This window comes from Acinetobacter shaoyimingii (assembly GCF_011578045.1).
Classification (GTDB): Bacteria; Pseudomonadota; Gammaproteobacteria; order Pseudomonadales; family Moraxellaceae; genus Acinetobacter; species Acinetobacter shaoyimingii.
This window is the reverse complement of record NZ_CP049801.1, coordinates 2,089,107-2,113,617: the sequence shown is the minus strand read 5'-3', so window position 1 is coordinate 2,113,617 and position 24,511 is coordinate 2,089,107. Positions and strand designations below refer to the sequence as shown.

Genomic DNA, 24,511 nt, shown 5'->3' with positions numbered 1-24,511 from the left:
TACCGTGTGATAAAAACCAATCTTAAAAAAATTAATGATGACTCGAAACAAGATTTGAAGCCTCATCTAATGCTGCAGTTAATTGTGTTGCAAAAGCTTGAGCTTCAGCATCATTCATAGGTGTAGCATCTTTTTTGGTGACAAAGAAAATATCTTCAGCACGTTCACCTAAAGTGGCAATGCGCGCTGAATGGATGTCTAAACCTTGCATCATAAATAATCCACCGATTTTAGCCAGCAGACCAGGTTGGTCGAGCGTTGAGATTTCAACCATATTTTGTTGCAATGCCTCATTTAACGTAATATCCACCGTATTTTCAATGTCAAAATGGCGCAATTGACGTGGAATGCGGCGCTGCATCAGTCCAGGATATTTGTCTGATTGACAGAGCGCGGTAACCAAAGCTTCTTTGACCGTTTCTTCGCGATCTCGATCTGTTAGCAAAGTGCCAAAACGGTCAAGGACCACATAGGTATCTAAGCTAAATGATTTTGTTGCTGTGATAATACGAGCATCTTGAACATCTAAGTTCATACGGTCGAGTACAGCAACAGTTGTGGCAAACAGATTGGGTTTATCTTGAGTATAAATAAAAATCTGTACGGCATCTTGAGCAGCTTTTCGATGTGCACGCATCAACACCAATGGTTCAGGATTATCACCATGCTCTAAAATCGCACGTGTATGCCAAGCCACTTCATCGGCAGATTCTTTTAAGAAATATTCATCCCCTAATTCTTGCCATACTTTTTCCACAGCATCAAGCGGGAAGTCATTGACTAAAATTTCACTGGCAGCAAATTTAGTGTCTTCAATCAGCATTTGATATTCAACAGGACGACCTAAACCACTACGGATGACATCACGCGCATGGGTATAGAGTTGACGCATTAAAGATGCGCGCCATGTGTTCCACAATTTAGGATTGGTGGCATTGATATCTGCAACGGTTAAGCAGTACAGATAATCTAAATGCTCCATATCACCGAGTTTTTCTGCGAACTCTTTCACCACATCAGGGTCAGAAATATCTTTTTTCTGTGCGGTCATCGACATAAGTAAATGGTTTTGAATGAGCCATGCGACCAAATTGCAATCACGGTCAGTAAAACCGTGAGCACGACCAAATTCGATCGCATCGATTGCACCCAATTCACTATGATCGCCACCTCGACCTTTGGCAATGTCATGGAATATTGCGGCTAAAAAGACAATGTCACGACGCGCAAGACGTTGGAATACAGAACTGACAACAGGATAGTCTTTGGCAAATTCAGGTTCTTTAAATCGATTTAAATTTCTGACCAAAAGTAATGTATGTGCATCGACCGTATAGATATGGAATAGATCATATTGCATGAGCCCCATAATCTGACCAAAGGCAGGAATATATTTGCCCAGTACACCATAACGTTTCATTGCCACCATGGTTTCGTACAAACGGTGTGGTGAACGAATGATGGCCATAAATAAGGCTTGATGTGTTGGATTGTCTCTAAAGTTTTGGTCGATGCGTTTTGCTGCGAGAGTCAATAATCGTAATGTTCGGGCACGTATACCTTCAATTTCAGGACGGTTGGCGAGTAAGTAAAAAATTTCTAAAATCGCACTTGGTCTTTCAGCGAAAATTTTATGATGTTGAACAGCCAGCTTGCCATCGACCAATTTGAAATTTTCATTAATTTCTTCAATTTTACGTTCGTAATCTGGTAGTCGAGGGGTAATCACCGATTCATTGAAATAAGCCAAAAGCATTTCATTCAGTGTAGATACTTGTTGTGCTGCACGGTAATAACGCTTCATGAACTGTTCAATTGGATAATTGATATGTTCGCCTTCGACCTTTTGATAGCCAAACTTCGCCGCGACTTCACGTTGATAATCGAATAACAGACGATTTTCATCACGCTTGGTTATACGATGTAGATAATGGCGAATCTCCCAAAGGAAATTTTCAGCCTCTTCTAAAACAGCCAATTCAAATTCGGATATAAAGCCCAAATGAACCAAGTCATAAATACGATTGACTCTAAAATGACGCTTTGCAATCCAACCAATTTGGTTAATGTCACGGATACCGCCAGGGGCATTTTTAATATCAGGTTCTAAGTTGCTTTCTGTATTGTTGTGTTGAGCATAACGACGAGCTTGCTCATCCATTTTTGCATCAAAAAAGGTCTTATCGGTCCATGTTTGTGACACAACACGACGTGGCCATTTGGCTAAATGTTCATAACCTGCAATTAAGCGTGCTTCAATAAGGGTAGTTGCTACGGTTAAATCACTGCTTGCTTGTTCAAAACAGGACTGAATGGTGCGTACACTGACACCCGGTTTAAAATTTCCCACATCCCAAAGAGAGGAAATAAAATGGGTGACTTTGGTTTCTTGATCGGGGGTAAGCTCATCTTCTGATAAGACCATAATGTCCACATCAGAATAGGGCATCATTTCACGACGCCCATAACCACCAACTGCAAACAAACCCAATTGCGTCTGATCTAAACCTGCATGGTTCCATAGAAACACTAAGGCTTCATCAATTAAATTTGCTCGAGCACGGATAATTTCACGAATCGGTTGTCCCTGTTCAAACTGTTCTTGTAATTGATTTTCAACATCCGTTCGCCATTGATTAATCGCTTTGATGTCATGATTACTTGAAACGTAGTTTAACAGTGGAGACGTGTTGATCATGAATGTATTATCCGTCCATAAAAAATTAAAAATTAACTATCTATTGTTTTGTTGAACACGCACTTTGGATGCTGCTTCAAATGCCCACTCACGCGCTTGATCTGTTGTTTCGGCACGTGCAGTTGCAACGCCCATACGACGTCGAACAAAACCTTCAGGTTTGCCAAATAGTCGTAAATCGGTATTTGGGTTTTCCAAAGCAAGTTCTAAGCCAGAGAATGATAGATTAGTATCATCTACACCTGCATAAATCACTGCACTGGCAGCTACACTGTGTCGTTGTGTATTGACTTGTAAGCCTAATATCGCACGAGCATGCAGTTCAAACTCACTTTGGAACTGAGAAGCTAAAGTCACAAGCCCTGTATCATGTGGGCGAGGTGATACTTCACTAAACCACACTTTATCAGCTTTAACAAAGAGTTCTACACCAAAAATACCACATCCACCTAATGCAACGGTCACTTTATGTGCAATGCGTTGCGCTTCTTCTAATGCAGCAGGTGTCATTGCCTGAGGTTGCCAGCTTTCCACGTAGTCGCCAGAGTCTTGACGGTGCCCAATGGGGTCGCAGAAATGTGTTTCAATTTCGCCTGTTGTTGGATTTTTTGCACGAACAGTGAGTAAAGTGATTTCAAAGTCAAAATCAATTTGCGATTCGACAATCACCGTACCTTGATTGACCCGACCACCTGTTTGTGCATATTCCCAAGCCGCATCGACTTCGGAAAATTCTTTAACACGAGATTGACCTTTACCCGAAGATGACATTACAGGTTTGACAAAATTCGGATAGCCAATGTCATCACACGCTGCACGGAATGATTCTAATGTGTCAGCGAAACGATATGCCGATGTAGGAAGCCCCAATTCTTCAGCTGCTAGTTTACGAATGCCTTGACGGTTCATCGTCAAGTTCACTGCTTTTGCTGAAGGAATGACTGTGGCAATGTTTTGTTCTTCTATTTCGACTAAGACTTGTGTAGCAATCGCTTCAATTTCAGGAACAATTAAATTGGGTTTAATATTTTCGATTAATTTTTTGAGTTCGACTGGTTCAGCCATATTTAAAGTATAAGAATAATGGGCAACTTGCATGGCAGGCGCATGGTCGTAACGGTCTGCGGCGTGTACTTCCACACCTAAACGTTGTAGCGAGATCACCACTTCTTTTCCAAGTTCACCAGAACCCAATAATAAGACTTTAAAGGCTGAAGTTTGAAGTGGAGTGCCAATTGTGATGCTCATGCGTTTCATCCATGCTTGAAGTTATGGGCTTTTAGCATAGCAGAACTGGCACACGAGTTAAGCTTTGATTCACATAAAATAATGATATTGTCTAACACTATTTTAGATAAAGAAATTCTTAAATTTCTTTATCTATGAATAACTAAAGTTAAATTAGATATCAAAATAGGTATACACCATCCCATACACAAAGGCTGCGGTCAGTGTCGCTAATACAATACGCTGATATTTAAAATAAATACCCGCCAAAACCACAAAACCGACCAACATAGCAAAGCTTTTATTTGGTGTTTCCATTAATGGTGGAAGTGTTGCGACCACGAGCATTGAGCTGATTGCAGCAATTCCAATTGAACCTAGTGCAATTTTAATCCAGACTGAACCACGTTTTTGAGCATTGTCATGGTGTCTTTGAATGACCCAAAATGGTCCAAAACGCGAAGCAAAATTGGCGATACCGACAATAATGCCAACGAGAATAATGTCTAAGTTCATTAAAATTCTCCCGTACGTTGTTCTAAGTCATGGTCATCTTGCTTAAGCACATAATGTTTAAATAAACCTGCCAAAATACCAGAAGCAATACCAATAAAGATCGCTGCGGATAAATTGATCGTGTAACATGCGATTGCAGCAACCACTAAACTGACGATAACGACAAAACTATGTTTTTTCTCAAAAGCAGCCAATAAGAAACTCAAGAACAGTGCAGGGAGTAGGAAATCAAGTGCCGCTTGAAGAAACTGTGGCATATGACTGACTTTATCGGCAAATAAGCCGCCTAAAAACGATCCAAAAGCCCAAGACAGCCAACTGAACAAGCTGACACCCAGCATCCAAGATTCAGACCATTCTTGACGACGTTGCGATAATTTAATCATACCTGCTGCAAAAACTTCGTCTGTCAGTCCCCAAGCCCAAATAGCCGTTTTTTTTAGATTTAAACGATCGTTGATTAAATTTTGTAGAGCAGGGCCATACAGCAAATGTCGAATATCAAGCGCAATTACAGTTAAAGCCGTCATCCAAATAGATGTGCCACTACCGAGTAATGCAACCACTAGAAATTGACTCGCTCCAGCATACATTGAGCAAGACAGAAACAAAGCTTCCCATGCACTGAAACCAAATTGCGATGCAGATACACCGAATGCAAATGAAACAGGAAGATAAGTAAACATGATGGCTTGACTGTCTTTAGCACCTTGCCAAAAACCAGCAGGTTTTACCGTGGAAAAACTGTGCTCAGACACGAAACACCTAATTCAAAAAATGAAACAAAAGTAAAGAATAAAACAAAAGGTAAAATCTAGATTGAGTATTGTAGCCGAATTTACTAGCATAGTGCCGAATTGTTTATTTGGGCTGAAGTATGTTTACTTTAAAATCTGGTTCTGGACTCTTGTGTGTATTGCTTGCTTCGAGCGTGTTGCAAGGTTGTGGTCAATCATCAAATGAACCTGAGAAAAAGGTAGAAATTAAGACTGCACCAAAAATAACCAATGATGCCACGGTATATGCGAAAAAAGCATGGGATTTGATCAATCAGATCGATCCAATTTTGTACCAAAACCAAGTTGCTCAGATCAATAAAGATGTACGTGAGCCTGTACGCAAACTCAATTTAGATTGGCGTATCAATGTGAAAATGACTGACTCTGTGACTGAAGGAAAATATGCATTGTGTCGTAAAGCCTTGACCAGTATTGATTCATGGGCACGTGCGATCGTTGAAAATGAAGGTCAACTTGAGCAGCGTAAAGCAACGTATGAACGTGATAAAACGCAGTGTAAGGATGCAATAGATAATCCAGCGTTAGGAAATACCGAGGCCTATACGGATCTTTTTTAAAATCAGTTTGATTCAAAAAGCGAGATCATAAATCTCGCTTTTTTTTTGTTTTAAATTTTATGAATTAAACGTTTGAGACACTACTTATTTGATGGCTTCTAAATAGCGACGATTGACTTCTTCCCAATTGATCACGTTATAAAATGCATTGATATATTCAGGACGACGGTTTTGATATTTTAAATAATAGGCATGTTCCCAAACATCTAATCCAAGAATAGGTGTATTGCCATGCATCAATGGTGAGTCTTGGTTTGCAGAACTTTCAACCACGATTTTTTTATCAGGCGTTACGCTCAACCAAGCCCAACCACTCCCAAAACGACTAATGGCAGCTTTGGTAAATACTTCTTTAAATTTTTCAAAACCACCTAATTCTTGTTCGATGGCCAATGAAATTTGTCCAATTGGGTTGCCACCGCCTTGTGGGCTCATAACTGTCCAGAAAAGGGAGTGGTTGGCATGTCCACCGCCATTATTGATCACATTATTTTTGATATCGGTAGGGACTTCATTGACTTTGCGAACCAATTCTTCTACAGATGATTTTTCCCATTCTGTACCTGCAATTGCACCATTAATATTGTTGATATAGGTTTGATGATGTTTGCTATGGTGAATTTCCATTGTTTTGGTATCTACATGTGGTTCAAGCGCATCATAAGCATAAGGTAAGGGAGGAAGGGTATACGCCATTTTTAAATCCTTTTTAAACTTTTCACATTAAGTAGAGATGAGTTTAAGATAAGATAGAATTAATGTAAATATAATGATAATTATTATCATTATTGTTTTAATTTATAAGTTCATTTATTGATACAAATGCTATATATTCAGGTGATATAAATAGAATTTATATGAAATGTTGTTTTAATAATTTGAAAGGAAAGCGTTTGAAAGTAAAGAAAATGGGGCTAATGATGAAATATATGGTTTTTATGCCGATATTTTTATTTATTGATACTCAGTACGCTTCAGCATGTATGCCACATAGTCAAAATGATGTTTTCATTGCACGTTATCTATCTATTGAGAACAAAATGGCAGATCCAGTAAAATTTGATATAGATTTTACTGAGCAGAAATTTATTTTTCGGTCGTTTTATCAATGGTTCGCGATGGGTCATCCAGAAATTATGTACAGTGAATTCGAACCTCAAGAATTGAATCCGAATGATTTAGTCATAGGCTTAGCTTATGCAGTTGATGGACGGAAACCTGAATTGTATACACTTTCTGCATTAGCCCAATTAAACTGTAAGGATGATCAGTTATTCATTGGTAAAACATTGGGATCGTTTTTAGCTTGGGATCGAAAAGAAAATCAATGTAAATTAAGTACTACAAATCATATCGGTATTTTAGATGGCTTTTTAAATGGCGATCAAAGCGATTATCTAAAACAACTGCAAAATCGATATCCAACCTGCAAAGCATTAGAGGCTGCTTTTCCAAAGTTAAACTCACCGCAAAATGATTTATCCATTTTTCAAAAAATCTATCGTTGGTTACTGAAATGGCTATGATCGAAATCATAAAAAAGCCTCAACAATGTGAGGCTTTTTTTAGCTGATTAATGCAAATTAAACATTAAAACGGAAGTGTAAAACGTCCCCGTCTTGAACGACATAAGTTTTACCTTCTAAACGCCATTTGCCTGCTTCTTTCGCACCCGCTTCGCCGTTGTATTGAACGAAATCATCATAAGCAATACATTCAGCACGAATAAAACCTTTTTCGAAGTCGGTGTGAATCACACCAGCCGCTTGAGGCGCAGTTGCTCCAACTTTCACTGTCCAAGCACGAACTTCTTGTACACCTGCAGTGAAGTAAGTTTGTAAACCTAAAAGTGAGTAACCTGCACGAATCACCACGTTTAGACCTGGTTCTTCCATGCCCATTGCTTCTAAAAATTCAGCACGGTCTTCGTCATCAAGTAATGAAATTTCAGCTTCAATTTGGTTGCAAAGGGGAACAACAATCGCATTTTCTTCAGAAGCTAATTTTTTAACAGCATCTAAATGCGGGTTATTTTCAAAGCCGTCTTCAGCAACGTTGGCAATGTACATGGTTGGTTTTAAAGTCATCAGACCATAACCACGTACCAATTTACGTTCATCATCATCAAGGTCAGCTGCACGGGCAGGCTTACCTTCATTTAATAATGGTTGAATTTTTTCCAAAATCGCTTTAACCGCAATCGCTTCTTTATCGCCACTTTTAGCAGATTTTGCTAAACGCGTAATTGCTTTTTCAACCGCTTCTAAGTCAGCAAGTGCAAGTTCAGTGTTAATAGTTGCAATGTCATCTAATGGATCAATTTTACCATTTACATGAATCACGTTTTCATCTTCAAAACAACGAACCACGTGTGCAATCGCATCCGTTTCACGAATGTTGGCAAGGAATTGGTTACCTAAACCTTCACCTTTAGATGCACCAGCGACTAAACCTGCGATATCAACAAATTCCATTGCAGTTGGCACAACACGCTGTGGTTTAACGATTTCTGCTAATTTGTCCATACGTAAGTCAGGTACAGGAACGATACCTGTATTTGGTTCGATGGTACAGAATGGGAAGTTTTCTGCAGCAATAGCAGCCTTAGTCAATGCATTGAAAAGTGTAGATTTACCAACGTTCGGCAAGCCGACAATACCGCAATTAAAACCCATGAAAAAAACTCACAAAGTGTTATATAAAAATTGTTGATGATTTTACATGAAAGCCATGACAAAGTCAGGTCTAAGCGTTTAAGTTTTCGTTTGTAGATGAATGCGTGCTGAATCAATGCCTGAGCGTGAACACTTATTTTAGTTGTGATTCAAGTTATCGCTACTTTTATACTTTTGGTTATCGTGTTGTTAATCTTCAAAATAGACCAATTCATTTTTTATATTTTTGATGATATTAAACTTTAAGACTTGCTTAGCGTGACCTTAGGTTCAGAATTTATACATGAATTTTTTAAAATCCGATTTTGTTGAAAGTTGATAAAAGTAAAAGAGAAGAATACTCAAACACAGCATTCTTCTCATTTTCGATAGTCTCTTATTTATAATGTGCGCTTAAATCTTCCGTTTATCTAACTGTGCTGATAACGCATCGCCCGTTGCCTGTACCAACATCACTAAAACAACCAGAACTAAAATCACTGCAAGCATAATTTGCATATCAAAACGTTGGTAGCCATAGCGATAGGCAATATCACCCAAACCACCTGCACCAATGGCACCTGCAATGGCAGATGAGTTAATCATGGTGACTAACGTTACGGTAAAACCTGCTACGATGCCAGGTAAGGCTTCAGGTAAAAGCACATGCCAAATGATTTGCTTTCGATTACAGCCCATGGCTTGGGCGGCTTCAATGAGCCCATGATCGACTTCACGTAAACTGACTTCTGCAATTCGAGCAAAGAACGGTGTGGCAGCCAGTGTTAATGGTACGACTGCAGCCCAAACGCCATAACTCGTTCCCACAATAAAGCGCGTCAATGGAATTAAAGCCACCATCAAAATCAAGAAGGGAATAGATCGTGTGATATTCACCACCCAGCCCAAAGCTTGATTAATCGTTTTTGATGGATAAATCCCATGTTCAGAAGTATTCACTAAAATCACTGCCATTGGCAGACCAATCAGTAATGCAAAAAAGGCAGAAACCCCAACCATCACTAAGGTATCGATGGTTCCTGTAATCAATAGATCAATGAGTTGGTCGTGCATAGCCCAATACCTCTACATGTGCAATTTTATGCTTCAATTGTTGTTTTAAAATTTGAAGGTCAATACTTAAATCTGGAACACCAACAATGAGTGTGCCTACTAAATGATCTTGAATGCTATCAATATGACTTTGATACAGATGTACCGATTGACCAAAGCTAGACAGTATTTCAGTCAAGTTAGGAGAAAATTTCGCCTCAGTGGCATATTTAAGTTTCACGATGCTGTGAGTAACGAGATCATTTAATTCTTCATAAACTGTAAAAGGCAGATCTAATTGTTCCAAATTCAAAAGTTCTTGAGTTATGGCTTGCTGAGGATTGGAAAATACAGACCAGACTTGACCTGACTCCACAATTTCACCCGCATCTATCACCACGACTTGATCGCAAATTTCACGAATGACTTGCATTTCATGGGTAATTAAAACAATTGTGAGTCCAAGTTCGAGATTGATCTTTTCTAATAATGCTAAAACGACAGAAGTACTTTCTGGATCTAGAGCAGAAGTTGCTTCATCACAGAGTAATATTTCAGGTTTACTGACCAAAGCACGCGCGATGCCGACACGCTGCTTTTGACCACCCGAAAGTTGAGAAGGGTAATTCTGTGCTTTATCGCTTAAACCTACCAACTCTAGAACTTCAGTGACCCGTTGTTGAATATCAGAAGTACTGTAATTGGCAATTTTTAAAGGCAGCGCCACATTTTCATACACTGTTTTGGCAGACATTAAATTAAAATGTTGAAAAATCATGCCTATTTTCTGACGTAATTGAATTAAATCGCCATGATTAAGTTCAGATAAGGATTGTTGATGAATATGAATATTGCCCTCATCAATTTTTTCTAAACCATTTAATGTGCGAATTAAGGATGATTTTCCTGCACCACTTTTTCCAATGATTCCAAAAATTTTGCCTTCAGGAATGTCCAGATTGATATTTTTTAAGGCATGAACTTGTTTGCCCTGCACATGATAAAACTTTTCCAAATTTCGAATGGTGATATGTGGCACTGCAAATTCAATTTGTGAACCAAAACTAACCATCTTCATACTCCTTATTTCCAGCTCGCATACCAAAGATCATGGCCTGAGTCTTCATCAATTGATGCTCTGACTTTTGCTGATGTTTGGAAGATGTGAATGAATTTCTCAAGTTTTTGATTTTTATCGACATAATTATCACGAGTGATAAATAACAAGGCATAGCGATTACCCGTTGCAGGATCAAAAATCAAAGCATCATGAGGATCGTGGTTTTTCGCTAGAATTAAATAATTTGGGTATCCAAAAGCGACATCAGCGTCTGAAAGGGCACGTGCAGTTTGTGGACCTTCAACTTCAATAAATTGCAGGTTTTTAGGATTGGATTGAATATCTTTCAAACTCGAAAGATAGTTGTCTGGATCTTTTAATGTAATTAACTTGGCTTGTTGAAAGAGCAATAATGCACGACCTTGATTGACAGGGTCATTGGGAACGACTGCTTTCGCATTTTGAGGTAAATCATTTAAAGATTTATATTTTTTTGAATATAGTCCCACATGTGTAGAAGAGCCTTCACCCGCAATCTTAAACTTATAACCACGTTCTTTAGTGGTATTGTCTAAATATGGACGATGTTGAAAATAGTTCGCATCAATATCACCATGCTCTAAAGTGATGTTAGGGGTGTTCCAATCTGAAAATTCCACCAACTTGACATTGATCCCTTGTTTTTTCGCTTCTTCTACTGCAATTCCCATGGTTTTTGCTGTAGGTGTATTTATGCCAATAGTGAGCACATCATCCTGATTTTGTTTATGAATGTATTTGTAAATTGCTAAAGCTGCAACGACTACAATCACAGAGGCGATAATGATCCAAAGCTTACGCTTTTGATTTTGGCTTGCAGTTGATTGCTGAGTCATATGAGTAACTCCTTATTTCCAGTCCGCAAACCAAAGTTTGTCACCCACATCATTATCAATCGCTTTTTTCACAGCAGGCGAAGTTTGATAGATCTGGATAAATTTCTTCAGTTGTTCTGCACGTTCAGGCGACTTTGTTTCATAATCATCACGAACCACAAATAAAATGGCATAACGTGTGTTGGTATTGTCATCAAAAACTAAAGCATCATTTGGATCTATAGTCTTCGCCAAACGTAAATAATGTGGGTAGCTAAAGACTAAATCTGCATCATCTACAGCACGTGCAGTTTGCGGTCCTTCAACCTCAATGAATTTGAAGTGTTTAGGATTGCTAGAAATATCACTGATTTTAGACAAATGATTATTCGAATCTTTTAGTGTAATCAGTTTTGCTTGTTGTAATAACAATAAAGCACGCCCTTGATTCACAGGGTCATTTGGAATAACGACACGTGCATTTTCAGGCACATCATTTAAAGATTTATATTTCAAAGAATATAAACCAACATGAGTGGCAATGCCTGTACCTAATGATTTCAGCTTGAATCCTGTTTCTTTTAACACATTGTTTAAGAAGGGTTGATGCTGAAAATAGTTGGCATCAATATCGCCGTGGTTCAAGGTAATATTCGGTGTATTCCAATCTGAAAATTCCACCAATTTAACCTGAATCCCTTGCTTTTTTGCCTCTTCAACAGCCACTTGTAATGGTGTTGCAAATGACGGACTGGTGCCAATCACAAGTTCTCCCACCTCATTTTTTTTATTTTGTGAACACGCCACAATCCCCACAAGAAAAAAGGCGAAAATTACCCCGAAAATTGCAAATTTTGTTTTCGATATTTGTGCCATGATGCACCTCAAAATGTTTAAGCTTAATATGTCATTCAATACGTTTTGATTTATGTCTACGCAGATTCAGTCTGTACAGTTTGTCGTAATAATCCTGTTGATGATGGACATCGGAATTGTTCGACTGGATGATTTTTAGGGAGTCGATCGCCATGATTAATTAATTTATGACGTAAGCTTCCGTGTTCATATTGAGTTTTAAAACGACCTCGCTGTTGCAACTCTGGAATAACAAAACGAATAAAATCATGATGCGATTCTGGGGCAACTGTGCGGGTCAAATTGAAACCATCTATACCTGTTTCATCAATCAACTGAATCAGTTTTTCAGCTACAGTTGTTCCACTACCAACAATCAGCGGATAGCGACCACCTAAACTGTGTTGTGCTTTTAAATCATTGCGTGTGATTTTTTGCTCTTTGAATTTGTTATTCACTGAAGCAATGCTATTGGTTTTTTGGTAGGGAATGGCTTCATCATCTGCAAATTTTGCAAGGTCAATTCCCACAGAGCTCGAGTAATGAGCGAGTCCTGCTTCAGGACTTGCGTAACGCTGATATTCAGCCAATTTTTCTTGCGCTAACTTATCGGTTGCATCTGTAACAACAGTAATACCAACAAAGATTTTGATGTCATCAGGATTGCGCCCTTGTTCTTTTGCCAATTGACGAATTTGATCAACTTGCTTCTTAATTTTTTCAGGTTGGTCGCCACCAATGAAAATGCCTTCTGCATGACCTGTCGCAAAAGCAAGACCACGAGGTGAAGCACCTGCCTGAAAGAGAACAGGGGTACGTTGTACCGATGGTGAAACTTGAAACACACCTTGGCTTTGATAAAACTGACCGTTGTGTTGAACTTGGTGCACTTTAGTAGGATCAGTAAAAATACGATTTTTCTTGTCTTTTAAAATCGCATCATTTTCCCAAGAACCTTCCCAAAACTTATAGCAAAGTGTTAAGAATTCTTCGGCTTGTATATAGCGAAGGTCATGATCTTTTAAGCCACTTTGCCCAATAAGTCGTTGTGCGCTATCTAAATAACCCGTCACAATATTCCAACCAATGCGACCTTGAGTCAAATGATCGAGACTCGCAAAACGTCGAGCAAATTGATAAGGCGATTCATAGCTTAAATTGACCGTGATACCAAATCCCAAATTCTGGGTTACGGCAGCCATGGCTGAAACTAAAGTACTCGGATCATGGCTAGGCAGTTGGATTGATTCTTTTAAAGTGAGATCAATATTGTTTTGATAGACGTCATAAACCCCAGTAATATCTGCAATGAATAATCCATCAAACAAACCATCTTCAAGCGTTTTGGCTAAATCTGTCCAGTAGCTCAGCTCATTAAAACGGTGCGATTCATCTCGTGGATGTGTCCATAAACCATGATTGATATGCCCGACACAGTTCATGTCAAAAGCATTGAGTAAGATCTTCTTGGGTGTTGGGTTTAGATTCGACATTACAAAGTCCCTCGGCGTGGAGGCAATGTGCCGTTCAATACGTAATTCCCAATGAAGTAATATTTCCAGCGAGAAGCATCATGCAGGGTATGCACACGGGCATTACGCCAAAAACGGTCTAGACCATCACGGCGTTGACTGCCACGGCTACCCGCCAGTTCAATCAACTTTGAAGATGCCTTTAAAGCGGTCTGTGTGCTATGGGCACGAACTTTTGCGACATCAATGGATGCACGTGCAATATTTTCAGCATTTGGTGTAGGTTTGGCTGTATCAATAGAGCGTGCTGCTTGTTTAAGTAATACTTCACTGGCACGAACATCTGCACCAATTCGACCCAATTCATAAATGGTTAATGGATCTTGGGTGGCATGATCGACACCCGAATCAATCCAAGGACGAGCCTGACGAATCCGAACTAAGGTTTCTTCAAATGCTGCACGTGCAATACCGACTTCAATCGCTGCATGCATGATTTGTGCAAATGGTCCCACCAGCGTAGGTTCGGAAAATGCCTTATCGAAAGGAATAATATCGTCTTCAGCAACTTGAACCTGATTGAATTTAACCGTGCCGCTACCCGTGGTTTTTTGTCCAAAACCAGACCAGTCATCTACCACTTCTAAGCCTTCTGATTCTCTCGGAATAAACACCAAAAACTCACGATTTTGCTCGTCTTTGACTAGGGTTGGAATGCGATGTGCAAACAAACTGCCTGTGCAATAAAATTTTTCACCATTGACCACATAGCCCTGTTCATTTTTACTGAGTAGGGTATGTTTCTGAGTTGAATTTTTAGTTTTGAATTCTGCCAAGGCATTACCAAAGCGCGCGCCTTTTAATACTTCTGCATATAGATGTTGTTTTTGAGATTCAGAGCCTGTATTACGTAGCACTTCTAAGGCATAGAAATGGTTTTGCGGAATTTGCCCAATTGATCCGTCGACACCACTCATCAGGGCAATGATTTTTGCAACAGTTAAACTTGATACTTCTGCACCACCGTATTGCCGAGGTACAGTAATTGCCCAAAGTCCTGATTGGCTATAGGCTTCAATTTCATCGAAAGGTAAAACCCGTTCTGCATCACGTTTGATTGCTTCCGCTTTAAACTGTTCAGCCAGAGCTTGAGCTATTTCTAAGGCTTCTTCATCGGACTGAATAATATGTGCTTTTGCAAGATTAAATGAAGTTTGATGAGCTTTTGATGCTTGAAGATCTAAATAGGAAGTCATGATTATTCTCCTTAAACCCATGCATGACGAGCAGGAAATTTATGATTGAGGTAGTAATCCCCCAAAATGTGAAATTTCCAACGCACAGGGTCGTGTAAGGTGTGTACACGAGCATTGCGCCAATGCTGATCTAGATTATGGATACTGAGGCTGGAACGACTACCGCCTAACTCAAGCAGTTTTTCTGAAATCTCTAAAGCAGCATCATTGGCATAGACTTTGGCTTCAGCCACTAAAATCGATGCTTTGGCCGCTTGTTCATCGCTGACATCTTCCAGTTGATCTAATTCATCTAAATATTCAGCAGCTTCATCGAGGAGTAAAATGGCAGCATCGAGTAACACATTTGATTTACCAATCTCTTGTAAAGTGTAAGGTTCATCACTGGCTTTATCGATTTGCGCATCGATAATCGGGCGGGCTTTGTGTACAGCAGATAAGGTATCTTGAAAAGCTGCTTCAGCAATACCAATATCAATCGCCACTTGCATGAGCTGAGAAAACGCACCACGGTAATTGGTTTGATTTGCCAATAAGCGTTCATCAAATATTAAAAATGGATCAATTTCGACATGATTCAGTTTGACTGTGCCACTTGATGTTGTACGTTGTCCAAAACCATCCCAATCATCGATGACTTCAACGCCAGCTGCATGACGATCGACCAATGTCAGCACCACATGACCTTCTGGATGTACCGCTTTAATCGCCAGCCAATGAGCGAATGAACTGCCAGTTGAATAGAACTTTTCACCATCAACATAGTGACGATTATTTTCAATTGTGAGTGTGGTCGCTAAAGTTTTGGTGTCTTTGGTATTGCGTTCAGGACCACCATTGGCAAGACGTTTACCGTTTAAAATTTCATTAAAAATAAATTGCTTTTGTTGTTCGGTGCCCATGATCTGAATCATATTTAAAAGTGCAATTTGGTTCTGCGGAATTTGCCCCAAGCTTGAATCCGCTTTGTTGATAATACGAAACACGTGCGCAAGGGTTTTATTGGATACATAGGCGCCGCCGTATTGTTTCGGAATACGAATACCACCTAAGCCTTTTTGACTGAATAAATCGACTTCTGCAAAGGGCAGACTGCGATTTTGATCGCGTTGGTTACGACCTTCTAGTGCAAAATCTGCAACCTGGTAGGCTGCATTTATTGCATCTTGATCATTTTCAATAATATGAACAGATTCAGTGATTAAGCGAGACATGATAATACCCATGGTTAAATCTATGTATCACGCTAACGCTGTCACTATAAAAATTTAAATGAAAGATAAAGATGTACAATGCAAAAAAAATGTTTAAGATTTAATCTGCTAAGTTTGGTTTTAAATGTAATATACTAAGCAATTGAATTAAAATAATAAAATACAACCACAACTCAATTGGAGTTTTATAATTGCTTTGCTATATTTTTAAAAAAGATAAGCTACTGCTGAAAATATATAATCTTAAATAAGTATTTCTATAATGGCTTGCGCATTTTGTGTGAAAAATTGAACAAAAAGTTCATTGCCTTTTTAATATTGGCTCTCTAAAGTACACAGCTAGATCAATTTGTTGTATTTTAAATCAAAAACTTATCGGGAGATTTTATGCGATTACTTTACCAGTTTCCTCTATCACATTTTTGTGAGAAAGCCCGCTGGTTATTGGACCACAAAGAGCTTGATTTTGTGGCGCATAATTTAATTCCGGGTGTGCATCGGGCATTTGCACAATTAAAAACAGGTCAAAATACACTTCCTATTTTAAAAGATAATGACCGCTGGATTGCAGATTCAACGCAAATTGCATTGTATTTAGATGATACATATCCTGAGCACGCCTTACTCAGATTTGATCCAAAATTGCGTCAACAAGCCTTAGACATCAATCAAATATGCAATGAACTCGGACGCTATGTACGCCGTTGGGGACTTGCACATACATTCACAGTGAGTGATGAACCGCTGGAAATTATGATTGGTGAAAAGGGTTATTTACGTAAATTTCAACGTTTCTCCAAACCGATCATTAAAAATTTGGTGGCGAAGGGCTACAAGTTGGATTCGGAAAAAGTCAGTGAAGCCAAAACGAAAATGGATGAAATCGTTGCTGATTTAAATCAGCGCCTGATTGAAAATGGCGGTCGTTATTTGGTTGGTGATCGTTTGGGACTTGCAGATATTGCGGTTTGCTCAATGTTAGCACCACTTTTAGAAATTGAAGGCACGCCTTGGGAGCGTGATATCGATGCTACGCACGAGACAGAATACCAAGAATATAAAATGCAATTATTGGATTTACCCCTTGGGCAATATATTAAACGTATCTATGCCAATGAAAGAAATGCTCGAGTCGATTGGCGTGGTATCTAAAATCACTCCGCATTGCGTGTGCATAGAAAGTCTGATTAATCTTTGACACATTTTTAAATTGCATATGTATTTTTTCAGATCTTTTTTATTTATTAAAATGTTCTCCTGAACACTGTTTAGTATGTTGTTGCTACATCTAAAAAAGGATAAATACTTTGATTTTAACTAAAGAAAAAACTTGCGTGGTTTCTTTATTATTTGCAATTAAAATTCAATAAATATTCTTATTTGGGAAAATATATCGTCAAAATGCTAGTTAGTGAAAAATAATCATAAGATTGACTAGAAATTATTGCATTTTAGAGAAATAATATACAACGGATGTTGCTAACCTTATGTCCAAGGGTGAGAAGGGGATCGAAGCGAGTTTTGAACATGTTTTTGGGAGACAATATGTTCATATATCCACAAGATCTCAATTCGGCTTTGGACGCTATAGACCATAAGTTTATAGGCATATGCTATAGGTTATAAACGTATAGTTGTTGGAGTAAACGTAAAGTTTTCCCCTGACCCTAAAAATACAATAACGTATTTGACTGTTTTTGATTTAGTTGAATGCATTTGAAGATCAAACTTCATCATCTATGTTTCATCATCCAAGTAAATACAATGACCTATTGGAGCCTGTGATGGAACTTGATCGTTACGATAAACAAATTCTTGAAATATTGACCCACGAAGATTTAAACCTGAATGAACTGTCTGAACGGATTAGCTTGTCTGTGAGTTCTGTACATCGTCGGATCAAACATCTTATTGAAACCAATATCATGACCAATTTAAAGCGTGATATTAATTATCAAAAATTGGGATTTAGCCTACATGTATTGCTGCAAGTTTCTTTAAGTAAGCATGATACAGACACTTTTGCCAAATTTTTAGAAGAGCTTGAAAGCATTCCAGAAGTGATTAATGCTTTTTTGGTGACAGGGCAGTCGGCAGATTTTATTGTGGAAGTGGTCGCACGAGATATGGAAAATTACAGTGAAATTTTACTTAAACGCATAGGTAAAATTGAATTTGTCGTGGCGCTACATTCTAGTTTTGTGATTAAAGAATATAAGGTGTTTAACTGTAGTGGTTTGTTGAGCAGAGTTTAATTTTTTTAATTACATTCAGCTTCTTACATACATCATTGTTTGAATAAATAAAAAACGCACCATGTGGTGCGTTTTTTAAGTCAGAATATTTTATTCATCTAAAGCAGCTAAGACTTCGTCAGAAAATTCAACGTTGGTATATACATTTTGAACATCATCAAGGTCTTCAAGCATATCAATCATTTTCATGATTTTTCTGCCTTGTTCGATGTCTGTAATTTCTGCTTTTGTCGATGGATTCATGACCACTTCAGCATTGTCAGATTTTAGACCTGCAGCGGTTAATGCATCTTGAACTGCGCCGAAAGCTTCAGGTGAAGTGATGACTAAGATTTCATCTTCATCGACTTCAATATCATCTGCACCAGCTTCAAGCGCCACTTCCATGATTTGGTCTTCAAGTGATACATCTTCAAATGTAATTTCACCACGCTTAGTAAACAAGAACGCAACCGAACCATTAGTCCCTAAGTTACCATCAGTTTTAGAGAAGCAGTGACGTACATCTGGAACAGTACGGTTTAAGTTGTCTGTCATTGTTTCAACAATAACGGCAACACCACCAACACCATAACCTTCATAAGTGACTTCTTTTAAGTCATCGTTTTCTTCACCGCCAACACCACGTGCAATTGCACGGTTGATCGTATCGCGTGTCATGTTTGCTACTAATGCTTTTTCAACCACAGCACGTAAGCGTGGGTTAGATGCAACATCACCCCCTCCTAAACGAGCAGCAGTAACGATCTCACGAATAAATTTGGTGAATACTTTAGCGCGACTCGCATCTTGTTTTGCTTTACGATGCTTAGTATTAGCCCACTTGGAATGACCCGCCATGCGAAATATGCTCCTTGTAGATTGGCGTTGTGCCGAATCAAAATAAACCGAATTCTATCATAAGGGGTTTTTTGAGAGAAAGTACTTCATTTTTGATTTGAACATATACCACAAAAAAAATACCAAGCTGGTGCAATATTCAGCAGATTAGGCGGCTTGGGTTCGTTCAATTTCAACAATGGTGGTGGCTTTATGTATACGGAACCAGTTGATTAGCCAAAATTGCCATTTTGACCGATCGTACAAGAGTGCGTAGTGTTTTAAGCATTCTTGGTCTTCTGGACTTTCTAGGTCAAAACATTCAGTAATAGGGGAAATCACAAACAATAATGGATCATGAATATAGGGTTATAAAATACTTTCCATTTTATGCTGATGTATATGTTCATTCTGATGCCCCTCTATTTCATAATAAACAAACAGCGATGTTGAAATAATACACACCCATAATTTTGAAATTTCAGCATGATCTAACGCATATTGATAAAGCTTTGAACGAATTTTTTTTAGTGGCGTTTTTTTCCATCGATCGGTCAAAAGATCATGAGGAGAGGAGATGTTCATCAGACTATAAATAATTCGGGCATAAGCAGTCATCTGCTGAAAAGACACCATAAGTGTATGATCATTCGGATTGTTCTTGGTATTGTCTAAATTAAAAGTGAGTTGAAAATAACAATGATCATGAGGGTGATCTGTAATTGCTCTTTTGAGCGCTTCATTCAATTCTAAAAGACTTGCATGCTCCAAAGCACTTTGGCTTGAATCGGTTAGACTGGTTTCTGTACCTTTTTGGTGAAATGGTAAAATATGCAGGTCATGTTGCATATGATGACTTTTACCATCCAATATCATAAATTGCGCTGAATGGATTTTGTCATCTGCATCTTGAACAGTGATTGGGAAAAAACCATTGATGTCGATGAGATCATAATTGTATTGAAGTAAAAGATCGGTTAAGCGATCTGGTAAATCAGAGGCACCTATAGAGTTTAGGAAAAGTTGTAATGTTTCATACTGTATTTGGGGGCTTATATTAGCCATGTTTATTCTCTATTTTATTTTTTTTTGATTATTGTTTTTTAACATTTAACAAAAGAAGAGCTCAGAGAATGAGCTCTATTTAAAAATACTAATAAAAATAGAGAACTATGTCAAATACTTTTAGTTTTTAGGTTCTGGTATCACAATATCTAGGCCTGTATATTCTTTATACATGGCTTTGATTTTGGCTAAATCAGAATCTAAATCTGTTGGGTAAATTTTCCCAAAAATTCCGCCTTTTTTGGTTTTTTGATTGACGAATAAAAACACAATAGGGACATTGGCTGCTTTGGCAATATGCCAAAATCCAGTACGGATCGGTCTACGTTCTTCACCATTTTTTGCACGTGTAGCTTCAGGGGCAATCACTAAGTTAAAGGTGTCATTATTTTGGAATTGCTCAACCATTTGAGTCACGATATCGCGATTTGACTTACGGTCAACTGCAATTCCACCAATCCCTTCTAATAATGGCTTAAATGGACCTTTAAACAGCTCTTTTTTGATGAGGGTATGAATTTTAATACCATGAATTTGGAACAATGCAATTGAAAGTACTGCATCCATCATTGTGGTGTGTTCGAAACCAATGATCACTTGTTTATTTTCAAGTACATTAGGTTCGACGTGGTATTGAACACCAGCAAGTTTAAAAGCAAGTTCACCGAGTTGTTTTTTCATAACCTTTACATTTTTGCAAGTGAAAATTTCGGGCTAAGTTTGAAATGAAGTCTGAGAAATTACAACTAAAGAAATCAAATTTACGCATTTCTCAGACAAAATATCGTCATTGGCTATATATTTTAGGATATTGAAAGCAAAGTTGAGCTACAAAAACAGCAATAAAATTAGCAATTATGATGTTGAAAAAAGAGCATCTGCACGATTTTTTTTCAGTCATTTAACAAAGCGTAAATTCTTTGTTTATAATTTAGTCATAATGTCGCTTTGTCTATGAAAGTTCTTGTATTTCATTTTTATTTTAGCTAGTATCTGAAGCCGAAATACTTGATATATCAGTATTTAAAGGGCCTATAGCTCAGTTGGTTAGAGCAGCGGACTCATAATCCGTTGGTCCACAGTTCAAGTCTGTGTGGGCCCACCAAATTTTATAATCGTATCATTTATATGATTTCTAAAACTTCAATTGCTTTGAATTATGCAGTTGAGGTTTTTTATTTTGTATTGAAGGTTGGGATTAACCCAGATCGGAATCTTCTGGAATTTCAAATTCTTATAAAATTATTTTACAAGTGTTTGGCTTATTGAATGAAGTCATTTTCGAAATGTTGGTCATCGCAACCTTCTGTGAATTTTCAATAGACCCCAATCTTACAAAAAATAATAGCCTGAACATTTTCAGGCTAATTTAGAATTAAACAACAATTTGACCATTACTTTCAGATGTTTTGCAACATGCAACAATCATTTCAATAAAAGCAAAAATTGATGGAATATACGTCCAACAGAAAATTAAATAAAGAATACCTAAGCCGATTTTTTCCAGCATAGAACTTATGAGCACCAAATCCACCTAAAAATAATGCCAATAAAATATAAGGCACTTTAGCAACAACCTTTTTTTGATAAGAGGGTAACGCTGGGATCTCGTTGGTTCTTGAGTTATTGTCCCAATGTTCACGTAGATTTTTTCATTGAAATTCGAAGATGCTAGGCTTTCGGTAGTTTATAGCCCTATTTTTGTATCATTTAACATATTTACTTGATTTCCAGTTTGTATTTCAAATTTGCAGTTTCATATATTGATTCAGAACCATCACATTATTGATGATTTGATCAATTACTCAACGCATTTTCACTTGTTTTTAAAAAATGATAAGGGTATTATCTGCGCATTTAGTAAATGATAATTAATATCATTATCATTCAAATTACAATGAAAGGGAGAGCTTCTGGTGTTTCAACGTTCAATTTTAGCTGTGTGTGTCGGGCTTATTACTGCACATGCTTTTGCTGATGTTCCAAGCGATTCTCAACGTCTGGAAACCATTGTCGTTTCAGCTTCTTTAGCAGAACAGGATCTGACGAAAGCACCTGCTTCGATCAGCGTGGTCACGGCTGAGGATATTGAAAAAAGTGCTGCAACCAATATTGCTGAAGTATTGAACAGAGAAGCTGGGGTGTATAACTACAATTCTGGACAAGACAAAATCATTATTCGAGGAATGCAGGATACTTCTGGTTCTTATACGTTGATCTTAGTCAATGGTAAACGGACTACTTCCAGTGGTGCGATGTGGCGTGGTAATGATTTTGACTGGAGTTCGATTCCGCTGAATAGTATTGAACGTATTGAAGTGATTCGTGGTCCGATGTCATCGCTATATGGTTCTGATGCTATGGGTGGGGTCATCAATATCATTACCAAAAAGGGCGAGGTTGGACAACTTAACGGTCAAGTCTTTACTCAATTTAATCGTGCTGAAAATGGCGAAGGTAAAAATCAACACCGCTACGGATTTAACTTGCGTGGTGGTTTAACAGATCAGCTTAGTTTTAATTTATCTGGAGATGTCTACCATCGTGATGCGTGGAATCGTCCTGGTTCAGACCCTGAAGAATATTATTTTGTTGAAAAAGACACTCAAAATATTCAAGGTGCTTTGACTTGGGATGTGAATGACCAACAAAGTCTCGATTTGGATCTAACCTATAATAAAGATAAGCGCCCACTGACTCGAGATAGTCTAACGTCTTGGCAAGCAATGGAAATGGAGCGGACCAATATTGGTATTACCCATCGGGGGAACTGGTCTTGGGGTAAAACGGAAGCCTATATTGGTAAAGAGTCCGGTAAAATTGATGACTATGACAGTGAATATGATAATCCTCAGCAACGTCACTATAAACAAGACAATCTAAATGCACGTTTGTTTACCAACTTTAATTGGTTAAATAACAACATGACTGTAGGTTCTGACTATAAAAAACAAGAAATAACAGATAAAGTCTCTTATTTATCAGGTGGTACTGAGCAAGAAAACATCGGTGTTTTTGTTCAAAATGATACCCATATTAACGATCGTCTGACGTTGACTTTAGGTGGTCGCTATGATGATTATGACAATTTTGATGGTAAATTTACCGGTAAAGGCTATTTGAGCTATGAAATTGCAGATGGTATCGTTGCCAAGGGGGGATTTGGTCAAGCCTATAAGGTTCCTTCAGCTTACCAATTAAATTATGACTATAATATGGTGAGTTGTGGCGGTACATGTAAAATTCGTGGAAATCCAGATTTAGAAGCTGAAGAAAGTACCAACTATGAAGCTTCACTATTGATCAAACGTCAGAACTGGAATGCAGGAGTTACACTCTTCCAGAATGAAGTAGATAATTTAATTAGTCGTGTAAGTTTGGCTAAGTCTGATCCACGTTATGAAGATCTTTTCCCCAATATCTGGGAAAACATTTCTGAAGCTAAAATTAAAGGCGTGGAATTAACGGGTGGTTATAACGTCAATGACAAACTGAACTTTAAAGCAAATGCGACTTATCTTGATGCGAAAGATGTCTCTAAACCTAAAAAAGTTGATTTAACTGAACGACCTGAATGGATGGCGAACTTGGCAGTAAACTGGGAACCAGTGAATAATTTCCGCGTTGTTGCAGATGCCAATTATATTGGTAAACAAACCCTTAATGCCAATACAGGTAAAGAACTTGGCGGTTATACCCTCTATAATTTAGCTTTCTCTTCAAATTTAAGCCAAAATTTGAAGTTGGATTATGGTATTAAAAATCTATCAGATGTAGATCTTGAAGATAAAGATACAGCCTTTAATACCAAAGTTTATGGTCGTAACTATTTTGCTAAATTGGCTTATAGTTTCTGATTTATAAAAAATATAAAAATCAATTTGATAGAATGATATTCTTTTTATCGATAAATAATGAAGTTTGGGTTTATTAGCTGTAAAAGCAGGAATGTTTGAGGCTATAAAAGATGATTAAATTATTCATTATTTCATTTGTTTAGCAATAGAATCCTTTCAAATCAAAGCTCATTGACTCGTATCTAAATGATCAATGATACTCCCTTGTTCTGCGCCACATCCGGCTCAGAGTGGGGGTATCATGAAGGTTTTTACACTTTAAATTATCTCTGAATGCATTTTGAATGTTTAAGGTTTGA

The 24,511-nt window shown here is 38.0% G+C and carries 23 protein-coding genes and 1 tRNA gene; 6 read left to right on the top strand and 18 right to left on the bottom strand.

Features of this window, described 5'->3' with window-relative positions; translation table 11 throughout:
• Positions 1 to 31 precede the first annotated feature (31 nt).
• The 4 genes from glnD to G8E00_RS09435 form a co-directional block, all read right to left on the bottom strand.
• Positions 32 to 2,698 carry a [protein-PII] uridylyltransferase gene (gene glnD / locus G8E00_RS09450; protein WP_166224032.1) on the bottom strand — a complete coding sequence of 889 codons (2,667 nt, stop codon included), beginning with the start codon at positions 2,696 to 2,698 and terminating at the stop codon, positions 32 to 34.
• 36 nt (positions 2,699 to 2,734) lie between these two features.
• Positions 2,735 to 3,955 (bottom strand): formate-dependent phosphoribosylglycinamide formyltransferase, encoded by a 1,221-nt coding sequence (gene purT, locus G8E00_RS09445; RefSeq protein WP_171522897.1) that lies wholly within the window; start codon positions 3,953 to 3,955, stop codon positions 2,735 to 2,737.
• A gap of 144 nt (positions 3,956 to 4,099) precedes the next feature.
• On the bottom strand, positions 4,100 to 4,441 hold the full coding sequence (gene ygaH, locus G8E00_RS09440) for an L-valine transporter subunit YgaH (RefSeq protein ID WP_166224026.1): 342 nt from the start codon (positions 4,439 to 4,441) through the stop codon (positions 4,100 to 4,102).
• Positions 4,441 to 5,127 (bottom strand): AzlC family ABC transporter permease, encoded by a 687-nt coding sequence (locus G8E00_RS09435; protein ID WP_171522921.1) that lies wholly within the window; start codon positions 5,125 to 5,127, stop codon positions 4,441 to 4,443. The genes ygaH and G8E00_RS09435 overlap by 1 nt, the downstream gene beginning before the upstream one ends.
• Positions 5,128 to 5,318: 191 nt before the next feature.
• Between G8E00_RS09435 and G8E00_RS09430 the strand changes: the two genes are divergently transcribed.
• Positions 5,319 to 5,798 (top strand): hypothetical protein, encoded by a 480-nt coding sequence (locus tag G8E00_RS09430; RefSeq protein ID WP_166224020.1) that lies wholly within the window; start codon positions 5,319 to 5,321, stop codon positions 5,796 to 5,798.
• A gap of 84 nt (positions 5,799 to 5,882) precedes the next feature.
• Here G8E00_RS09430 and G8E00_RS09425 read toward each other — a convergent pair whose 3' ends face one another.
• Complete coding sequence (locus G8E00_RS09425) at positions 5,883 to 6,494, bottom strand: superoxide dismutase (protein WP_166009529.1); 612 nt, start codon at positions 6,492 to 6,494, stop codon at positions 5,883 to 5,885.
• Positions 6,495 to 6,718: 224 nt separating this feature from the next.
• On the opposite strand from G8E00_RS09425, the gene G8E00_RS09420 reads away from it, so the two are divergent.
• Entirely contained in the window at positions 6,719 to 7,324 is a 606-nt protein-coding gene (locus tag G8E00_RS09420; RefSeq protein ID WP_166224017.1) for a hypothetical protein, read from the top strand.
• Positions 7,325 to 7,381: 57 nt separating this feature from the next.
• On the opposite strand, the gene ychF is transcribed toward G8E00_RS09420, so the two are convergent.
• The 8 genes from ychF to G8E00_RS09380 all read right to left on the bottom strand — a co-directional run bounded on the left by ychF (position 7,382) and on the right by G8E00_RS09380 (position 16,216).
• Positions 7,382 to 8,473, bottom strand: a complete 1,092-nt coding sequence (gene ychF, locus G8E00_RS09415) for a redox-regulated ATPase YchF (protein ID WP_166009533.1) — start codon at positions 8,471 to 8,473, stop codon at positions 7,382 to 7,384.
• Positions 8,474 to 8,866: 393 nt separating this feature from the next.
• Entirely contained in the window at positions 8,867 to 9,526 is a 660-nt protein-coding gene (locus G8E00_RS09410) for a methionine ABC transporter permease (RefSeq protein ID WP_166009535.1), read from the bottom strand.
• Positions 9,507 to 10,577 (bottom strand): methionine ABC transporter ATP-binding protein, encoded by a 1,071-nt coding sequence (locus G8E00_RS09405; RefSeq protein ID WP_166224014.1) that lies wholly within the window; start codon positions 10,575 to 10,577, stop codon positions 9,507 to 9,509. Before G8E00_RS09405 ends, G8E00_RS09410 begins: the two co-directional genes overlap by 20 nt.
• Before the next feature lie 11 nt (positions 10,578 to 10,588).
• Positions 10,589 to 11,440 carry a MetQ/NlpA family ABC transporter substrate-binding protein gene (locus G8E00_RS09400; protein ID WP_166224011.1) on the bottom strand — a complete coding sequence of 284 codons (852 nt, stop codon included), beginning with the start codon at positions 11,438 to 11,440 and terminating at the stop codon, positions 10,589 to 10,591.
• Positions 11,441 to 11,452: 12 nt separating this feature from the next.
• A complete protein-coding gene (locus G8E00_RS09395) occupies positions 11,453 to 12,295 on the bottom strand; it encodes a MetQ/NlpA family ABC transporter substrate-binding protein (protein WP_166009541.1) in 843 nt (280 codons plus the stop codon).
• A gap of 56 nt (positions 12,296 to 12,351) precedes the next feature.
• Positions 12,352 to 13,767 carry an LLM class flavin-dependent oxidoreductase gene (locus G8E00_RS09390; RefSeq protein ID WP_166224008.1) on the bottom strand — a complete coding sequence of 472 codons (1,416 nt, stop codon included), beginning with the start codon at positions 13,765 to 13,767 and terminating at the stop codon, positions 12,352 to 12,354.
• On the bottom strand, positions 13,767 to 15,002 hold the full coding sequence (locus G8E00_RS09385) for an SfnB family sulfur acquisition oxidoreductase (RefSeq protein WP_166224005.1): 1,236 nt from the start codon (positions 15,000 to 15,002) through the stop codon (positions 13,767 to 13,769). The genes G8E00_RS09390 and G8E00_RS09385 overlap by 1 nt, the downstream gene beginning before the upstream one ends.
• Before the next feature lie 11 nt (positions 15,003 to 15,013).
• Complete coding sequence (locus G8E00_RS09380) at positions 15,014 to 16,216, bottom strand: SfnB family sulfur acquisition oxidoreductase (RefSeq protein WP_166224002.1); 1,203 nt, start codon at positions 16,214 to 16,216, stop codon at positions 15,014 to 15,016.
• A 387-nt stretch (positions 16,217 to 16,603) separates the two neighbouring features.
• Here G8E00_RS09380 and G8E00_RS09375 point away from each other — a divergent pair, with 387 nt between their 5' ends.
• Positions 16,604 to 17,368 (top strand): glutathione S-transferase family protein, encoded by a 765-nt coding sequence (locus tag G8E00_RS09375; protein WP_166009549.1) that lies wholly within the window; start codon positions 16,604 to 16,606, stop codon positions 17,366 to 17,368.
• A gap of 632 nt (positions 17,369 to 18,000) precedes the next feature.
• Positions 18,001 to 18,471, top strand: coding sequence for an Lrp/AsnC family transcriptional regulator (locus G8E00_RS09370; RefSeq protein WP_166009552.1), 471 nt, complete (start codon positions 18,001 to 18,003; stop codon positions 18,469 to 18,471).
• Positions 18,472 to 18,561: 90 nt separating this feature from the next.
• Here G8E00_RS09370 and G8E00_RS09365 read toward each other — a convergent pair whose 3' ends face one another.
• The 4 genes from G8E00_RS09365 to G8E00_RS09350 all read right to left on the bottom strand — a co-directional run bounded on the left by G8E00_RS09365 (position 18,562) and on the right by G8E00_RS09350 (position 21,036).
• A complete protein-coding gene (locus G8E00_RS09365) occupies positions 18,562 to 19,311 on the bottom strand; it encodes a YebC/PmpR family DNA-binding transcriptional regulator (protein WP_166223999.1) in 750 nt (249 codons plus the stop codon).
• Between the two features lie 147 nt (positions 19,312 to 19,458).
• The gene (locus tag G8E00_RS09360) at positions 19,459 to 19,638 is read right to left on the bottom strand and encodes a hypothetical protein (RefSeq protein ID WP_166223996.1); all 180 of its coding nucleotides are present in this window, start codon (positions 19,636 to 19,638) and stop codon (positions 19,459 to 19,461) included.
• 21 nt (positions 19,639 to 19,659) lie between these two features.
• On the bottom strand, positions 19,660 to 20,355 hold the full coding sequence (locus tag G8E00_RS09355; protein WP_166223993.1) for a hypothetical protein: 696 nt from the start codon (positions 20,353 to 20,355) through the stop codon (positions 19,660 to 19,662).
• A 120-nt stretch (positions 20,356 to 20,475) separates the two neighbouring features.
• On the bottom strand, positions 20,476 to 21,036 hold the full coding sequence (locus G8E00_RS09350) for a 1-acyl-sn-glycerol-3-phosphate acyltransferase (protein WP_166009558.1): 561 nt from the start codon (positions 21,034 to 21,036) through the stop codon (positions 20,476 to 20,478).
• 347 nt (positions 21,037 to 21,383) lie between these two features.
• On the opposite strand from G8E00_RS09350, the gene G8E00_RS09345 reads away from it, so the two are divergent.
• Positions 21,384 to 21,460 (top strand) — tRNA-Ile (locus G8E00_RS09345).
• 270 nt (positions 21,461 to 21,730) lie between these two features.
• On the opposite strand, the gene G8E00_RS16420 is transcribed toward G8E00_RS09345, so the two are convergent.
• Positions 21,731 to 21,880 carry a TM2 domain-containing protein gene (locus tag G8E00_RS16420; RefSeq protein ID WP_227591431.1) on the bottom strand — a complete coding sequence of 50 codons (150 nt, stop codon included), beginning with the start codon at positions 21,878 to 21,880 and terminating at the stop codon, positions 21,731 to 21,733.
• Between the two features lie 415 nt (positions 21,881 to 22,295).
• Between G8E00_RS16420 and G8E00_RS09335 the strand changes: the two genes are divergently transcribed.
• A complete protein-coding gene (locus tag G8E00_RS09335) occupies positions 22,296 to 24,212 on the top strand; it encodes a TonB-dependent receptor plug domain-containing protein (protein ID WP_320077578.1) in 1,917 nt (638 codons plus the stop codon).
• Positions 24,213 to 24,511 lie beyond the last annotated feature (299 nt).

Excerpts from the sequence above, each read along its gene's own strand:
- glnD (WP_166224032.1), bottom strand. The coding sequence starts at position 2,698 with ATGATCAACACGTCTCCACTGTTAAACTACGTTTCAAGTAATCATGAC.
- purT (WP_171522897.1), bottom strand. The coding sequence starts at position 3,955 with ATGAAACGCATGAGCATCACAATTGGCACTCCACTTCAAACTTCAGCC.
- ygaH (WP_166224026.1), bottom strand. The coding sequence starts at position 4,441 with ATGAACTTAGACATTATTCTCGTTGGCATTATTGTCGGTATCGCCAAT.
- G8E00_RS09435 (WP_171522921.1), bottom strand. The coding sequence starts at position 5,127 with ATGTTTACTTATCTTCCTGTTTCATTTGCATTCGGTGTATCTGCATCG.
- G8E00_RS09430 (WP_166224020.1), top strand. The coding sequence starts at position 5,319 with ATGTTTACTTTAAAATCTGGTTCTGGACTCTTGTGTGTATTGCTTGCT.
- G8E00_RS09425 (WP_166009529.1), bottom strand. The coding sequence starts at position 6,494 with ATGGCGTATACCCTTCCTCCCTTACCTTATGCTTATGATGCGCTTGAA.
- G8E00_RS09420 (WP_166224017.1), top strand. The coding sequence starts at position 6,719 with ATGAAATATATGGTTTTTATGCCGATATTTTTATTTATTGATACTCAG.
- ychF (WP_166009533.1), bottom strand. The coding sequence starts at position 8,473 with ATGGGTTTTAATTGCGGTATTGTCGGCTTGCCGAACGTTGGTAAATCT.
- G8E00_RS09410 (WP_166009535.1), bottom strand. The coding sequence starts at position 9,526 with ATGCACGACCAACTCATTGATCTATTGATTACAGGAACCATCGATACC.
- G8E00_RS09405 (WP_166224014.1), bottom strand. The coding sequence starts at position 10,577 with ATGGTTAGTTTTGGTTCACAAATTGAATTTGCAGTGCCACATATCACC.
- G8E00_RS09400 (WP_166224011.1), bottom strand. The coding sequence starts at position 11,440 with ATGACTCAGCAATCAACTGCAAGCCAAAATCAAAAGCGTAAGCTTTGG.
- G8E00_RS09395 (WP_166009541.1), bottom strand. The coding sequence starts at position 12,295 with ATGGCACAAATATCGAAAACAAAATTTGCAATTTTCGGGGTAATTTTC.
- G8E00_RS09390 (WP_166224008.1), bottom strand. The coding sequence starts at position 13,767 with ATGTCGAATCTAAACCCAACACCCAAGAAGATCTTACTCAATGCTTTT.
- G8E00_RS09385 (WP_166224005.1), bottom strand. The coding sequence starts at position 15,002 with ATGACTTCCTATTTAGATCTTCAAGCATCAAAAGCTCATCAAACTTCA.
- G8E00_RS09380 (WP_166224002.1), bottom strand. The coding sequence starts at position 16,216 with ATGTCTCGCTTAATCACTGAATCTGTTCATATTATTGAAAATGATCAA.
- G8E00_RS09375 (WP_166009549.1), top strand. The coding sequence starts at position 16,604 with ATGCGATTACTTTACCAGTTTCCTCTATCACATTTTTGTGAGAAAGCC.
- G8E00_RS09370 (WP_166009552.1), top strand. The coding sequence starts at position 18,001 with ATGGAACTTGATCGTTACGATAAACAAATTCTTGAAATATTGACCCAC.
- G8E00_RS09365 (WP_166223999.1), bottom strand. The coding sequence starts at position 19,311 with ATGGCGGGTCATTCCAAGTGGGCTAATACTAAGCATCGTAAAGCAAAA.
- G8E00_RS09355 (WP_166223993.1), bottom strand. The coding sequence starts at position 20,355 with ATGGCTAATATAAGCCCCCAAATACAGTATGAAACATTACAACTTTTC.
- G8E00_RS09350 (WP_166009558.1), bottom strand. The coding sequence starts at position 21,036 with ATGAAAAAACAACTCGGTGAACTTGCTTTTAAACTTGCTGGTGTTCAA.